We start from the raw sequence: 14,907 nt of genomic DNA, 5'->3' as shown, positions 1-14,907 counted from the left end.
TTTAAGCCTCCGCCATCATTTTTTTATATTCTGAACCTTCTTCACCTAAAACAAGTTTAGTTCCATCTATTTTAAAAGGAGGAATTTCTAAAGGCTTAGGTGGTGGTCCAAATACATTTTTACCGCTTACATCAAATTCTCCACCATGACAAGCACATTTAAATAACTGCTCACTTGGCGCATAAGCTGGTATACATCCTAGATGGGTACACAATCCTATAACAACGGTATATGCTGCATTATCGACCACAACATCACGTTTTTCATCTTTTGGCATACTTTCATCTTTTTTTAGAATAAAGATAGGTTTTTTACGCCATTCTATTGTTCTAAGTTCTCCTGCTTGCATTCCAGATAAATCAACTGTGGTAAAACCAGCAGCTTTTACACTTGGAAGTGGGTCCCAAGTTTTTTTCATTGCAACTAATGAAAAAACGCCGCCCACAGCAGCCACACTTCCAAATGCAAAACCCATAAAGCTTCGTCTACTTTCAGATGTAGCCATATTAAGTTCCTTTCATTTTTTAATATCCAAACTTAGCAGTCTATCGAAAATAAAATTAATTTTTTCTTTAAAATAAAGAAGATAAATAAAATAAAAGTAGATATTTAGAAATATCGAATAGTTAAACTATTCGATATTTTCTCTTAATTTAAAATCTTGCTCATGATACAAACCAGTTCCAACAGGAATCATACGACCTAAAATTACATTTTCTTTTAAATCTTCTAAATAATCGAATTTACCAGCAATACTTGCTTCTGTTAAAACCTTGGTCGTTTCTTGGAATGAAGCAGCGGAGATAACACTATCACTTCCAATAGCTGCTCGCGTAACTCCTAAAAGAACTGGTTCAGCTATGGCTGGTTCTCCACCCATTTTGATAATTCTTTCATTTTCTTGTCTAAATTTACGTCTTGAAACTAAATCTCCTTCAATAAATTTAGTATTACCACTATCAACAATTTTAACTTGTCTTAGCATTTGAGATACAATAACTTCTATATGCTTATCTGAAATTACAACACCTTGTCCGCGATAAACTTGTTGAATTTCAGAAATTAAATAATAATGCAAGGCTTTTTCACCTAAAATTTTAAGAACATCGTGACTAGAAATAACTCCATCAGTAAGCTTCTCACCTGCGTGAATAAATTCTCCATCTCTTACTTGAATATGTTTTGATTTATCAATCAAATATTCTACACTAGTTCCATCTTCAGCTTGTATAATAATTCTTTCCTTAGAACGCAGCGGTTTATCAAATCTCACCACTCCATCAATTTCTGCTATCACAGCACTATTTTTTGGTTTTCTAGCTTCAAAAAGTTCAGAAACCCTTGGGAGACCACCTGTAATATCTTTTGATTTTGCAGCTGCTTTTGGAGTTTTTGCTAAAATATCGGCTTGAGCTACTTTATCACCATCGCTAACCAAAATAACTGTTTTTGGTTCAAGTTGGTAACGAACAGATTTATCCCCTTTACCTACTATAATTAAAGTTGGTCTTACTCCGCTTGGTAAATACTCATTAATCACTAAAGATCTTTTTCCTGTAGCTTCATCAATTTGTTCATCCGCACTATAACCTGCTTCAATATCTTCAAATGCAACAACTCCATCAATTTCTGCTATAGTAGTATGATTATAAGCATCCCATTCTGCAATAATATTTTTATCTTTTTTTGTCGAACTTACAATTATAGTATTTGGATCCTCTATAAAAGTACTATCATCAAATTCTATTTTTGACTCTCTTGGAATATAATATCTTTTTGCTTCTCTATCATTTTCATCTGCTATTACAACAAAGAAGCCTTTTTCTTTAACTATATCACCTTTTTTAATATTTTTAACTCTATCGAGTCCATCTCCTTTCAAAATATAAAATTTTAAAGTTCCCTTTTCTCTTGCTTTAATATTTTGGACAATAGGATCACCATCTTTTACTAAAATTTCACTTGCAAAAGGAATACGATTTGGGACATTCCATCCTTCTTTGATGACTTCTACTATACTTTCGTCTTCTTCAACTTCACTACCACTTTGATAAGGTAAATAAAATTTACCATCAATATTACCACTTACTCCAGCTAATTCATTTGGTTTTGCTAAATCATATTTTCTTAAAATAAATTTAGCCTCTTGTTTTTTATTTTTAATTGAAACAATAACATCTTCATGAATATTTTCTATATTGATAATTCCTTTAAATGGAGCTTTAATCTTAGGTTCAACAAGTAAAATTGCAGAATTTCTACGATTGGCTACAATACTTTTACCTTCTTTATTTTTATAGGTTTTAAGATTATAAAATCTAATAAAACCTTCTTTTTGTGCACTTACTTGTCTATCTTGCAAATCGGTACTTGCAGTTCCTCCACTATGGAAAGTTCTAAGTGTAAGTTGAGTTCCTGGCTCTCCAATAGATTGAGCCGAAATAATTCCTACAGCTTCACCAGGTCTAACAAGCTTTCCTTCTCCTAAATTTACACCATAACATTTAGCACAAATTCCTTTTTTGGCTTTGCAAGTGATAGGAGTTCTAATATTTACACTTTTAATACCACTTTCTCCTAAAGTTTTAGCTTTTTCCTCATCAATCAAGGTTCCTTCAGCAAAAAGAACTGAATTTGTAATAGGATCAATAACATCTTCAGCTAAAACTCTACCTAAAATTCTTTCTTCTAGAGTCTCTATAATTGAACTATCTGCAGTAATTTCATTGATTTCTATACCTTCATGAGTTCCACAATCTTCAATAGTAATTTTTACATTTTGTGCTACATCAATAAGTTTCCTTGTTAAATAACCAGCATTTGCTGTCTTAAGTGCAGTATCAGCAAGACCTTTTCTAGCTCCGTGTGTAGATATAAAATATTCAAGAACATTTAATCCTTCACGGAAGTTAGAAATAATTGGTGTTTCTATAATAGAACCATCCGGTTTAGTCATAAGTCCTCTCATAGCAGCAAGCTGAGAAATTTGAGCTGCACTACCTCTAGCTCCAGAATCTGCCATCATATAAATAGAATTGAAACCATCTTTATCTTTTTCTACTAAATCCATCATCTCTTTTGAAAGAATATTATTAGTACTTTTCCAAATATCTATAATTTTATTATATCTTTCACCCGAGGTAATAAGTCCAAGATTATAAGAATTTTGAATTTCTCTTACTTGTTTTTTAGCTTCATTGATTGCTTTTTCTTTATTTTTAGGAACAATAATATCTGCAATAGATATAGAAACTCCAGCTTTTGTAGCATATTCAAAACCAAGATTTTTTAATTTATCCAAGAAACTTGCAGTAATTTCTAAACCACCTTGTTTATAAACATAATCTACTAAAGCAGCAATATCTTTTTTCTTTAAAACTTTATTCCAACTATATTCTGGAACAAAATCAGGTAAAATTGATTTAATAATTAAACGCCCTGCCGTTGTTGTAATTTTGCGTCCATCTATAAGAGTTTGGATACTTGCGTGAATATCGAGACTTTTTGATTCTAAAGCCATCATCACTTCATCAATTCCTGTGCAAATTTTATGAGCACCTTTTGCCCCTGCTTTTTCTAAAGAAAGATAATAAATTCCTAAAACCATATCTTGAGAAGGAACAGTAACAGATTTACCACTTGCTGGCAAAAGAATATTCATTGATGAGAGCATAAGAACTTTACATTCTGCAATAGCTTCTTGAGATAAAGGAACATGAACAGCCATTTGATCCCCGTCAAAATCCGCATTAAATGCAGCACAAACTAAAGGATGTAGTTGTATTGCTTTACCTTCAACTAATACAGGATGAAAAGCTTGTATAGAAAGTTTATGTAGAGTTGGAGCACGATTAAGCATAACAGGATGCCCTTCAACAACTTCTTCTAAACACTCCCAAACTTCATTTGTTTTATTTTCTATCATTTTCTTAGCTTGTTTTACTGTTGTAGCATAGCCTTTTTCTTCTAATTTAGCTAAAAGATGTGGTTTAAAAAGTTCTAGAGCCATTTTTTTAGGCAAACCACATTGATCCATTCTTAATTTTGGACCTACAACAATAACACTACGACCAGAAAAATCAACCCTTTTTCCAAGTAAATTTTGTCTAAATCTTCCTTGTTTTCCTTTAATGATTTCACTTAAAGATTTTAAAGGACGTTTATTTGCACCTTTTACAGCATTAGCACGACGTCCATTATCAAAAAGTGCATCTACGGCTTCTTGAAGCATTCTTTTTTCATTTCTTATAATGATCTCTGGTGCATCAAGCTCCATAAGTTTTTTTAAGCGTGTATTTCTGTTAATAACCCTACGATACAAATCATTAACATCAGAAACAGCAAATTTTCCACCATCTAGAGCAACCAAAGGACGTAAATCTGGTGGTAAAACAGGTAGATTTGTAATCATCATCCATTCAGGACGATTTGGTACTGCATCCTCGCTATCTGTATTAGCATTTAGATTTGAATTTAAGAAATTTTCTACTACTTTTAAGCGTTTAATGATAGTCTTTTTCTTTGCTTCTGAATTTGTAGCATTCATTTCTTCTTTTAATTGATTTAAAAGTGAAACAAGATCTAAGTTTGCAAGTAAATCTCTAACAACTTCGCCACCCATTCTTGCTTTAAATCCACTATTTTCATAACGTTGCATTAAATTTTGATATTGCTCTTCATTTAAAACATCGCAAAATTCTACTTTTTTAGTATTTTCATTATCATAATATGCATCGCCAGGATTTTCAACAATATAAGCCTCATAATAAAGCACACGCTCAAGGTCTTTCATCTTAACACCAAGTAAAGTTCCTATACGACTTGGTAAAGAATTTACATACCAAATATGAGCTACTGGAGTTACAAGTTCAATATGCCCCATTCTTGAACGACGCACTTTAGAATTTGCCACCTCTACTCCACATTTTTCACATTTAACACCTTTAAAACGCATTTTCTTATACTTACCGCAAAGGCATTCATAATCACGTATAGGACCGAAGATTTTAGCACAAAAAAGCCCATCTCTTTCTGGTTTCAAGGTTCTATAATTAATTGTTTCAGGCTTTTTAACCTCTCCGTATGACCAAGATTTAATTTTTTCAGGACTAGCAAGTCTTAATTGAAAAGCTTCAAAATCTCTTGGTCTTGCTTCTTCCTTGATTTCTATAATTTTAAGCTTACTCATTATCTTCTTCCTTATCAAAAATTTCAACATCTAAAGCAAGAGATTTAAGTTCATTAGTTAAAACAAAAAATGTTTCAGGAATTCCTGTTGCTGGAACATTTTCTCCTTTAGTTAAAGCTTTATAAGCGCTAAATCTTCCTTCAACATCATCTGATTTTATTGTGAGCATTTCTCTTAAAGTATGCGCAGCTCCATAAGCTTCAAGTGCCCAAACTTCCATTTCACCAAATCTTTGACCTCCAAATAATGCTTTTCCTCCGACAGGTTGCTGGGTTACTAAACTATAAGGACCTGTACTTCTTGCATGAACTTTTTCATCAACTAGGTGATGGAGTTTTAACATATACATACATCCTATATGAACACGTTCTGCTATTTTTTCTCCAGTTCTTCCATCATAAAGCTCTGTTTTACCATCCATATCAACTTTAGCAATTTCAAAGAGTTTTTCAAATTCTTCTATATTAACTCCCTCAAAAACTGGAGTAGCAAATTTAACCCCTTTACTCCAATCTCTAGCATAATTTAAAATTTCTTCATCACTTAATTTTTTAATAAAATTTCTTTCATTTTCAAGTCTTGGAATAGAACAAATCTCAAGCATTTTTGCTCTTAATTCTTTAATAAAATCTTTTTGTTTTCTATCAAAAATTTCTTGAATTTGATCTCCTAATCTTAATCCAACTAACCCTAAATGGCTTTCTAAAATTTGACCTATATTCATACGACTTGGAACACCGAGTGGATTAAGAGCTATATCTACACTTTTACCATTTGGTAAATATGGCATATCTACCTCTGGAACTATGGTAGAAACTATACCCTTATTTCCATGGCGTCCTGCCATCTTATCACCAACCTTGAGTTTTCTTTTTGTAGCAATATAAACTTTAACAAGTTTTACAACTCCACTTGGCAAAATATCATCTTTTTCTAAAATTTCTAATTTCTCATCATGTTCACTCTTAAGTTTTTTCTTTTCATTTTGGAAGTGATTTTTCAAATCATCGTATTCTTTTTGTACTTCTTTAGAATAAGATTTAATCAAAGAAGCAAGAGTGAAGCGATTGATTTTTTCAAGTTCTTTAATATCTACTTTTTGACCCTTCTTATAAGTTTTATTGTTAATTTTTTGCTCACTATTTAAAGGAGAATTAGATAATAAAGCACACACTCTTAGCATCTCTTCTCTATCCATCATCAGAAGTCTATCGTGATGCTCTTTTTCTAAAGTCATTTTTTCTTTATCATAAGATTTTATAGCTCTATCATCTTTATCATAACCTTTTTTAGTAAAAATCTTAACATCAACTACAACACCTTCTAAAGAAGCAGTTGCATATAAAGACTTATTTACAACATGACCTGCTTTTTCTCCAAAAATTGCTCTTAATAATCTTTCTTCCGGAGTAGGTTTTACTTCACCTTTTGGAGAAACTTTACCTACTAAAATCATGCCTGGTTTTATATGTGTTCCTATTTTGGCTATACCACTTTCATCCAAATGAGCAATATCTTCTTCTTTAACATTAGGTATATCTTTAGTAATCTCTTCAACACCATCTTTTAATTCTCTTGCTTCAATTTCTTTTTCATAGATATGCACACTTGTAAAAGTATCTTCACGTATAATTCTTTCACTTACTACTATAGCATCCTCATAGTTATAACCATTCCAAGGCATAAAAGCTATTAGTGCATTTTTTCCTATAGCAAGTTCTCCTTGATCCATACTTGGACCATCAGCTATAATTTGACCTTCTTTTATAATATCACCTTTTTTAACAATAGGGTGTTGAATATAATTTGTATTTTGATTTGTTCTTAAATTTTTTTCTAGGGTATAATGATCTATAAATGGACCTTTATCATCTTCACCTAAAATAAAAATACTTCTATTATCAACTTTTTCTACCACTCCTCCTCGTTTAGCTTTTACAGCTTCCCAAGCATCTCTAGCAATAATTTTTTCCATACCAGTTCCAACGATTGGGGCACTAGAAGTTAAAAGTGGCACAGCTTGACGTTGCATGTTAGAACCCATTAAAGCTCTATTAGCATCATCATGCTCTAAAAAAGGTATCAAAGAAGCAGCTACACCAACAATCATACCTGAACAAAGATCGATAAGTTGCACCTCTTCACGTCTTGCAAGTATAGTTTCACCATCCTGTCTTGCTTCTACAAAATCTTCTATTATATTACCATTTGAATCAATTTTTGTTGAAGCAGGTGCTATAAACATTCCTTCTTCTTGAGTAGCGGTTAAATATACAATTTCATCAGTTACTTTTCCATTAACAACTTTTTTATAAGGAGCTTCTACAAAACCCAATTGATTCACTTTAGCATAGGTTGAAAGTGTATTAATAAGACCTATATTTTGACCTTCTGGAGTTTCAACAGGACAAATTCTACCATAATGAGTAGCATGGACATCACGTACCTCAAATCCTGCTCTTTCTTTAACCAAACCACCTTCACCTAAAGCCGATAAACGACGTTTATGAGTAATCTCACTTAAAGGATTTGTTTGATCCATAAATTGAGAGAGCTGTCCGCCTGTAAAAAATTCTATAATAGTTGTAGTGATCATTTTAGGATTGATTAAATCATAAGGCATTATTTTATCTATGTCTGTATTTAAAGAAGTAAATTTATCTCTTATTGCCTTTTGCATTTTAGCTAAACCTAAATGTAATTCATTAGCTAAGAGTTCTCCAATAGAGCGAATTCTACGATTACCTAAATGGTCTCTATCATCAATATGACCTTTTCCATTTTTAACTTTAATTAAATATTTTGCTGTTTTTATAATATCTTCATTGGTTAAAATAGTTAAATATTCTGGAACATCAAGTCCTAATTTATGATTCATTTTCATACGACCAACTTTTGTAAGATCATATCTTTCAGGATTGAAAAATAAATCATTAACAAAGGCTTTAGCTGCATCTTTAACTACAGGCTCTCCTGGACGCATTACTTTATAAATTCTAATTGCTGCTAAATCATTTTCATCATCGATATTTTCACTTTGTTTTAATAATTTTAAAGTTTCATTATCTTGTGCAAAAGAATTGATAATTGCAGCATCTACTCCATTGGCTAAGTCATTAGCAATGTCAAAGCTTTTTTGTTCTTTTATTTTTGCCAATTTTGCTTCATCGATCAAAGTTAAAGAGTCAAATAAAATCTCTCCTGTTTCTTTATTGATAATAGGATTTGCTAAATAACGATTTAAAAGAACTTCGATAGGATATTCTATCCATTTTAAGCCATCTTTTAAAAGTTGTTCTGCTTTTTTTCTAGTCAATCTTTTTCCAGCTTGATGAACAATTTTACCTTTTTCGTCTTTAATATCATATTCTATTCTATCCATAAAATCATTTGGATTAAATTCTGTTAAAAATTTATCTTTTTTAACATGGATAGTTTGTATAGGATAAAATAATTTAATAATATCTTGCTTTTTATAACCCAAAGCTCTAAAAAGCATAGTTACTGGAATTTTTCTTCTTTTATTAATCCTTACATAAAGTACATCTTTTGCATCATATTCAAAATAAAGCCAAGAACCACGATCTGGAATTATTTGAGCTGTATAAACCAACTTATTTGCAACTGTAGAGCTTTCTTCTTCTTTAAAAATTACCCCAGGACTTCTATGTAATTGATTTACAACAACTCTCTCAACTCCATTGATAATAAAAGAAACTCTATCAGTCATAAGAGGAATTTCTCTTATAAAAATTTCTTGTTCTTTAATATCTTTTACACCAATTTTCTCACCTGTTTTTTCATCTTTTTCATGCAAGGTAAGACGGATTTTCATTTTTAAATTTACTGAATAAGTTAAACCTCTTTCCATACATTCTCTAATGGTATATTTAGGCTTGCCTATTTCACTGCTAACATATTCTAAACTCAATCTATTTTGAGGATCATGTATTGGAAAAATAGATTTAAAAACTTTTTCTATACCACTTTCGTTATTATTAAGATTTAGAAAATAATCAAAGCTTTTTTTCTGTAATTGTAGAAGATTAGGAATTTCTATTTGTTTTGAAATATTTGAGAAATCTACTCTTAAACGATTTCCTAGTTTATTATTTGACATATTGCATACCTCATATGGTAAATTTAAAAAAGAAGACCTAAATATTAGGTAAAAAATAAAAATAAAGAAGACTTAACAAAAGTCTTCTTAAACATAAAACTATTTAAGTTCTACTTTAGCGCCAGCTTCTTCAAGTTGCTTTTTAGCCGCTTCAGCATCTGCTTTAGCTACACCTTCTTTTAAAGTAGAAGGAGTTTGCTCAACAGCATCTTTTGCTTCTTTAAGTCCAAGACCTGTTAAAGCACGAACAATCTTAATTACTTCAATTTTCTTAGCACCACTATCAGTTAAAATAATATCAAATTCAGTTTTTTCTTCAGCACCTCCAGCAGCACCTCCAGCAGCACCTCCAGCAGCTGCAACCATTACAGGAGCAGCAGAAACACCAAATTTTTCTTCAAATTCTTTTACTAATTCTGATAATTCAAGAACACTCAAATTTGAAATATATTCTAATACATCTTCTTTTGTTATTGCCATTTTTTATCCTTTATTCTGATTCTTTTTTATTTTTTAAAGCATTTAAACCTATCGTAAAGTTGGTAATAGGCGCATTCCAAACCTGCAAAAGCATAGCAAGCAACTCATTACGTGAAGGCATTTTAGCTAAAGCTTTAACTTTAGATACTTCAACAACTTCACCATCCACAAAAGCGCTTTTAATTTTAAAGCATTCGTTATTTTCTTCAAATTTTGCAGCTACTTTTGAAACACTTAACTGATCTTCTCCCCAAAGATAAATATTTGTATCTTTGAGTGTTAAGCCTGTTTTACCGGAATTTGAAAGAGCAATATTAGCTAAAGTATTTTTGATTATTTGAACTTTAACATTATTTTCTCTTGCATTATTTCTAAGCTCTTCAAGTTTCTTAGTTTTTAAACCTTTATAGTCACAAACTATAATAGCTTCACTAGCTTTAAAACCTTCTTCAAGCTTAGCAATAATTTCAACTTTTTCGCTTCTAGTCACATCTTCTCCTTTCCGATTGAGATTTCAAGTAGAGTAGATAAAAATCTAATTAAGTATAAATACCTCGACTATCTTCAATCTAAAATAAATATTTCAAGAAAAAAAATTTCTTCAAATATTTATTTTTAAGTTACCTTTTATTTAAGGCAACTTATTTCATATCTAGCAATTCTTGAACTTCAAGCTTCAACGAAGGACTCATAGTTAAACTCAATGCAGCGCTTTTAATATATCTTCCTTTTGCAGCTGCTGGTTTATGCTTATTAATTGCTTTGACAAAAGTAGTAATATTATCAAATAATTTATCTTTAGAAAAGCTTACTTTTCCTAATCCTGCGTGAATATTTCCTTGTTTATCTACACGGAAATTTACTTGACCACTTTTTGCATTATTAACCGCTTGTGCTACATCCATTGTTACTGTTCCAGTTTTAGGATTTGGCATCAATCCTTTAGGACCCAAAATACGACCAACTTTACCTACTAAACCCATTAAATTTGGTGTTGCGATTAAAACATCGAAATTCATATTACCTTTTTGAATCTCTTCAATCAATTCATCACTGCCAACAATATCAGCTCCAGCATTTTTAGCTTCATCTGCTTTTGCATCTTTTGCAATAACTGCTACACGAACTTTTTTACCTGTTCCAGCCGGAAGAACAACTGAACCACGAACCATTTGATCTGCATGTCTTGGATCTACATTAAGTTTAAGAGCAATTTCAACTGTTTCATCAAATTTAGCTGAAGCTAAAGTTTTAATATTGTCAATTGCTTCATTTAAAACATAGTTCTTTTTTAAATCAACTTTTTGTGATAATTCTTTTAGTCTTTTAGTAATTTTAGCCATTTATTTTCTCCGCATTTTTAAAGTGCTTCCGCCTTTTGGCGGTAAATTTTAAATATTAATCAACTATTTCAACACCCATAGAACGTGCTGAACCTGCAATAATTTTTGCAGCTTGATCTTTATCTTTAGTGTTTAAATCAGCAAGTTTTTTATCAACAATTTCTAAAACTTGAGCACGAGTAAGCTTACCTACTTTATTTTTAAGCGGATTATCCGCACCTTTTGAAATTCCCGCAGCCTTTTTAATAAGATCAGTAGCAGGAGGTTGCTTAGTTATAAAAGTAAAACTCTTATCAGCATAAACAGTAATAACAACAGGGATATTAAAACCTGCCATATCTTTTGTTCTTTCATTAAAAGCTTTACAAAATTCCATAATATTTACACCCTGTTGGCCTAAAGCTGGACCAACTGGAGGTGAAGGATTTGCTTTTGTAGCAGCAATTTGTAATTTTATTTCGCCTACAACTTTTTTTGCCATAACCAATATCTCCTTAAAATTAAATACCTAAAGTATTATATTATCTTTTCAACTTGAGAATATAAAATTTCCACTGGTGTTGAACGTCCAAAAATAGAAACATTAAGTTTCAATAACCCTCTAACCATATCATATTCTTCTACTATTCCAGTAAAATTAGCAAAAGGTCCTTCAATAATTCTAACATTTTCGCCTTCATCAAAAGCAATTTTAGGTTTAGGAGCTGCTTTATGATGTACTTTTTCCAAAATTAAATCAATGTCTTTTTCATTTAAAGGAGTTGGTTTTTTAGATTCTCCAATAAAACGACCTACTTTTGGAAGTGATTGAATACGATGCCAAAGCTCTGTATTTAAATCCAAACAAGCAAAAACATATCCTGAATAAAGACTTCTTTCGCTAATTTTTTCTTTTCCATTTTTAAATTCTATAACATCTTCAGTTGGAACAACAATTTCTTTAAGTTGCTCTTCAATTCCATTATCTTTTACTAAATTTTCAATAGCTCTTTTAACTGCCATTTCACTACCAGCATAAGTTTGAATAGCATACCATTTATGATTATTCATTAGTTTCCTTTATTTAATAATTAAAGAAATAACTGATGACATTATCCAATCTACTAATGCCAAAAATAAAGAAACTACTGTTACAACCACAAATACAGTGATATAAGCATTTCTTACTTGTTCTTTTAAAGGAAAAATTACTTTCCTTAATTCTGTCTTCGATAATTTAAAATAAGTGATTAATTTTTCCATTTATATCAACCTTCAATATGGCAGGGCAAGAGGGATTCGAACCCCCAACCATCGGATTTGGAATCCGGCGCTCTACCATTGGAGCTATTGCCCTATAAAAATTAAAAAGATTAACTTTTTAATTTAACTTCTTTATGTAAAGTATGTTTTTTTAGTCTTGGGCAATACTTTTTTAATTCTAATTTTTCAGTGGTATTTTTACTATTTTTATAAGTGCTATAATTTATATCACCACATTCTTCACATTTTAAACCTATTTTAACTCTCATTTTAATTCCTTATAAAAGTCAAGATTTTAAAAACCTTGACTTTAAAAATTTATATATTATTTAAGTATTTTTGTAACAACACCAGAACCAACTGTTTTTCCACCTTCACGGATAGCAAAACGAGTTCCTTCTTCTAATGCAACTGGTGCGATTAAGCTTACAGAAATTCTTACATTTTCACCTGGCATAACCATTTCAACACCTTCAGCTAACTTAATAGATCCAGTTACATCTGTTGTTCTTACGTAAAATTGTGGTCTATAATTATTAAAGAATGGAGTATGTCTACCGCCTTCATCTTTATTTAAAATATAAACTTCAGCTTCAAAATCTGTATGAGGTGTTATTGATTTAGGTTTAGCAAGTACCATTCCGCGGATAACATCTTCTTTTTTTGTTCCTCTTAGAAGAACTCCAACGTTATCACCTGCTTCACCTTGATCCATCTCTTTTCTAAACATTTCTACACCAGTAACTGTTGTAGTTTGAGTATCTCTAATACCAACAATTTCAACAGTATCTCCAACTTTAACAATACCTTTTTCAATTCTACCTGTAACAACTGTTCCACGACCAGAAATTGAGAAAACGTCTTCAATTGGCATTAGGAAATCTTTTTCTGTATCACGAGTTGGTGTTGGTATATAACTATCAACTGCAGCCATAAGATCAAGTATTTTTGCCGACCATTCACCATCTTGGCCAGCTTTAGCTTCTTCCAAAGCTTTAAGTGCTGAACCAGAAATAATAGGAGTATCATCTCCAGGAAAATCATAAGAACTTAATAATTCTCTAATTTCCATTTCAACTAACTCTAAAAGCTCAGCATCATCTACCATATCTGCTTTATTCATAAAAACAACAATATAAGGAACTCCAACTTGACGTGAAAGTAATATATGCTCTCTAGTTTGTGGCATTGGACCATCAGCAGCAGAAACAACAAGAATAGCCCCATCCATTTGTGCTGCACCCGTAATCATATTTTTAACATAGTCAGCGTGGCCAGGACAATCAACATGCGCATAGTGACGATTATCTGTTTCGTATTCAATGTGAGAAGTAGCAATTGTAATACCACGTTCTTTTTCTTCTGGAGCATTATCGATATTATCATAATCTTTAAGCTCTGCCAAACCTTTTCTTGATAAAACAGCAGAAATAGCAGCTGTTAAAGTTGTTTTACCATGATCAACGTGACCAATTGTTCCTATATTCACATGTGGCTTATTTCGTGAAAATTTTTCTTTAGCCATTTTTTTCCTCCATAATTAAAGTATAATTAAGCAAAGCAAGTCTATATTGTATAATTTTTTCAAATCAATGGAGCTCATAGCGGGAATTGAACCCGCGACCTCTCCCTTACCAAGGGAGTGCTCTACCTCTGAGCCATACGAGCGCTCAGAAAAATTATGTTTATAGACAACAAAAATCTAGGAGATATACTGTAAGTTTCAAAATAAATACAGCTCCCAGTTTATAATCTTGGAGCGGGAAACGGGACTCGAACCCGCGACCCTCAGCTTGGAAGGCTGATGCTCTAGCCAACTGAGCTACTCCCGCAAGCAATAATGGTGGTGAGTCGTGGATTCGAACCACGGAAGGCGAAAGCCAGCAGATTTACAGTCTGCCCTCGTTGGCCACTTGAGTAACTCACCAAAACGCTTTTTCTGGTCAAACACTGTTAAATGGAGCTGGTTAAGGGACTTGAACCCCCGACCTGCTGCTTACAAGGCAGCTGCTCTACCAACTGAGCTAAACCAGCAAAAATTAGGTTGTTATTTTATCTTAAAAAAAAAGTTTTGTCAAGATAAAATTAAATAATATTTATATTTTTAAACAAAAAATATAGAATAAAATTTAAATTTATAATTTTTAAGCTTTATATAGATTTTTATACTATAATTCTTAAAAATTAATATTATATTAAATATATTTTAATGATATCCTAATAATTTTTAAGACTCAAAATATTTAGTATTTTTACCTTGTTATTAAGTATAAATTTTATTTATAACTACTATATATATTTAAATTAATATTGATATTAATTTAAATATATTTTAGATTTATTTATAATAAATTTAAAATATAAGTTAATAAATAGTTAATAATGTTTATTATTAGCTATTTTTCTTAAATTTCTAAATTACAAGGTATTCTTATGAATAAATTCATATTAGGTGTTGCTAATTAACTTTATTTTTGGGAAGCAATCCTTTAAATGCAAAACAAAATACAAATGTTTTATTCAAGGATAAGCAA

The 14,907-nt window shown here is 31.2% G+C and carries 11 protein-coding genes and 5 tRNA genes; all 16 read right to left on the bottom strand.

The annotated features are described in order from the left end of the window. Position 1 precedes the first annotated feature (1 nt). The gene (gene petA, locus JG676_RS01290; protein WP_200169386.1) at positions 2-505 is read right to left on the bottom strand and encodes a ubiquinol-cytochrome c reductase iron-sulfur subunit; all 504 of its coding nucleotides are present in this window, start codon (positions 503-505) and stop codon (positions 2-4) included. A 126-nt stretch (positions 506-631) separates the two neighbouring features. Next, positions 632-5,188, bottom strand: coding sequence for a DNA-directed RNA polymerase subunit beta' (gene rpoC, locus JG676_RS01285; protein ID WP_200217079.1), 4,557 nt, complete (start codon positions 5,186-5,188; stop codon positions 632-634). Continuing rightward, positions 5,181-9,308 (bottom strand): DNA-directed RNA polymerase subunit beta, encoded by a 4,128-nt coding sequence (gene rpoB / locus JG676_RS01280; RefSeq protein ID WP_200217078.1) that lies wholly within the window; start codon positions 9,306-9,308, stop codon positions 5,181-5,183. The genes rpoC and rpoB overlap by 8 nt, the downstream gene beginning before the upstream one ends. A 99-nt stretch (positions 9,309-9,407) precedes the next feature. Then, positions 9,408-9,788 (bottom strand): 50S ribosomal protein L7/L12, encoded by a 381-nt coding sequence (rplL, locus tag JG676_RS01275; protein WP_200169383.1) that lies wholly within the window; start codon positions 9,786-9,788, stop codon positions 9,408-9,410. Positions 9,789-9,798: 10 nt separating this feature from the next. Next, positions 9,799-10,278, bottom strand: coding sequence for a 50S ribosomal protein L10 (gene rplJ, locus JG676_RS01270; RefSeq protein ID WP_200169382.1), 480 nt, complete (start codon positions 10,276-10,278; stop codon positions 9,799-9,801). 151 nt (positions 10,279-10,429) lie between these two features. Beyond that, positions 10,430-11,131 carry a 50S ribosomal protein L1 gene (gene rplA, locus JG676_RS01265; protein WP_200169381.1) on the bottom strand — a complete coding sequence of 234 codons (702 nt, stop codon included), beginning with the start codon at positions 11,129-11,131 and terminating at the stop codon, positions 10,430-10,432. Positions 11,132-11,186: 55 nt separating this feature from the next. Beyond that, a complete protein-coding gene (gene rplK / locus JG676_RS01260; RefSeq protein WP_200217077.1) occupies positions 11,187-11,612 on the bottom strand; it encodes a 50S ribosomal protein L11 in 426 nt (141 codons plus the stop codon). Between the two features lie 35 nt (positions 11,613-11,647). Beyond that, on the bottom strand, positions 11,648-12,181 hold the full coding sequence (gene nusG, locus JG676_RS01255) for a transcription termination/antitermination protein NusG (RefSeq protein ID WP_200169379.1): 534 nt from the start codon (positions 12,179-12,181) through the stop codon (positions 11,648-11,650). 9 nt (positions 12,182-12,190) lie between these two features. After that, a complete protein-coding gene (secE, locus tag JG676_RS01250; RefSeq protein ID WP_131163603.1) occupies positions 12,191-12,373 on the bottom strand; it encodes a preprotein translocase subunit SecE in 183 nt (60 codons plus the stop codon). Positions 12,374-12,391: 18 nt separating this feature from the next. Continuing rightward, a tRNA-Trp gene (locus tag JG676_RS01245) sits at positions 12,392-12,467 on the bottom strand. A gap of 16 nt (positions 12,468-12,483) precedes the next feature. Then, positions 12,484-12,642: a 50S ribosomal protein L33 gene (gene rpmG / locus JG676_RS01240; RefSeq protein ID WP_027306288.1), complete on the bottom strand. Its 159-nt coding sequence runs from the start codon at positions 12,640-12,642 to the stop codon at positions 12,484-12,486. A 56-nt stretch (positions 12,643-12,698) separates the two neighbouring features. Beyond that, positions 12,699-13,898: an elongation factor Tu gene (tuf, locus tag JG676_RS01235; protein ID WP_131163605.1), complete on the bottom strand. Its 1,200-nt coding sequence runs from the start codon at positions 13,896-13,898 to the stop codon at positions 12,699-12,701. Between the two features lie 68 nt (positions 13,899-13,966). After that, positions 13,967-14,041 (bottom strand) — tRNA-Thr (locus JG676_RS01230). Between the two features lie 87 nt (positions 14,042-14,128). Then, a tRNA-Gly gene (locus JG676_RS01225) sits at positions 14,129-14,205 on the bottom strand. A 9-nt stretch (positions 14,206-14,214) separates the two neighbouring features. Beyond that, positions 14,215-14,300, bottom strand: a tRNA-Tyr gene (locus JG676_RS01220). 31 nt (positions 14,301-14,331) lie between these two features. Continuing rightward, positions 14,332-14,407, bottom strand: a tRNA-Thr gene (locus tag JG676_RS01215). Between the last annotated feature and the right edge of the window lie 500 nt (positions 14,408-14,907).

The sequence above is a fragment of the Campylobacter sp. 2018MI34 genome, assembly GCF_016598975.1.
Classification (GTDB): domain Bacteria; phylum Campylobacterota; class Campylobacteria; order Campylobacterales; family Campylobacteraceae; genus Campylobacter_D.
This window is presented reverse-complemented; position numbering and strand designations above follow the sequence as displayed.

What these genes read in the sequence shown, in the direction of transcription:
- rplL (WP_200169383.1), bottom strand. Translation starts at nt 9,788, where the DNA reads ATGGCAATAACAAAAGAAGATGTATTAGAATATATTTCAAATTTGAGT.
- petA (WP_200169386.1), bottom strand. Translation starts at nt 505, where the DNA reads ATGGCTACATCTGAAAGTAGACGAAGCTTTATGGGTTTTGCATTTGGA.
- tuf (WP_131163605.1), bottom strand. Translation starts at nt 13,898, where the DNA reads ATGGCTAAAGAAAAATTTTCACGAAATAAGCCACATGTGAATATAGGA.
- rplA (WP_200169381.1), bottom strand. Translation starts at nt 11,131, where the DNA reads ATGGCTAAAATTACTAAAAGACTAAAAGAATTATCACAAAAAGTTGAT.
- rplK (WP_200217077.1), bottom strand. Translation starts at nt 11,612, where the DNA reads ATGGCAAAAAAAGTTGTAGGCGAAATAAAATTACAAATTGCTGCTACA.
- rpmG (WP_027306288.1), bottom strand. Translation starts at nt 12,642, where the DNA reads ATGAGAGTTAAAATAGGTTTAAAATGTGAAGAATGTGGTGATATAAAT.
- nusG (WP_200169379.1), bottom strand. Translation starts at nt 12,181, where the DNA reads ATGAATAATCATAAATGGTATGCTATTCAAACTTATGCTGGTAGTGAA.
- secE (WP_131163603.1), bottom strand. Translation starts at nt 12,373, where the DNA reads ATGGAAAAATTAATCACTTATTTTAAATTATCGAAGACAGAATTAAGG.
- rpoC (WP_200217079.1), bottom strand. Translation starts at nt 5,188, where the DNA reads ATGAGTAAGCTTAAAATTATAGAAATCAAGGAAGAAGCAAGACCAAGA.
- rpoB (WP_200217078.1), bottom strand. Translation starts at nt 9,308, where the DNA reads ATGTCAAATAATAAACTAGGAAATCGTTTAAGAGTAGATTTCTCAAAT.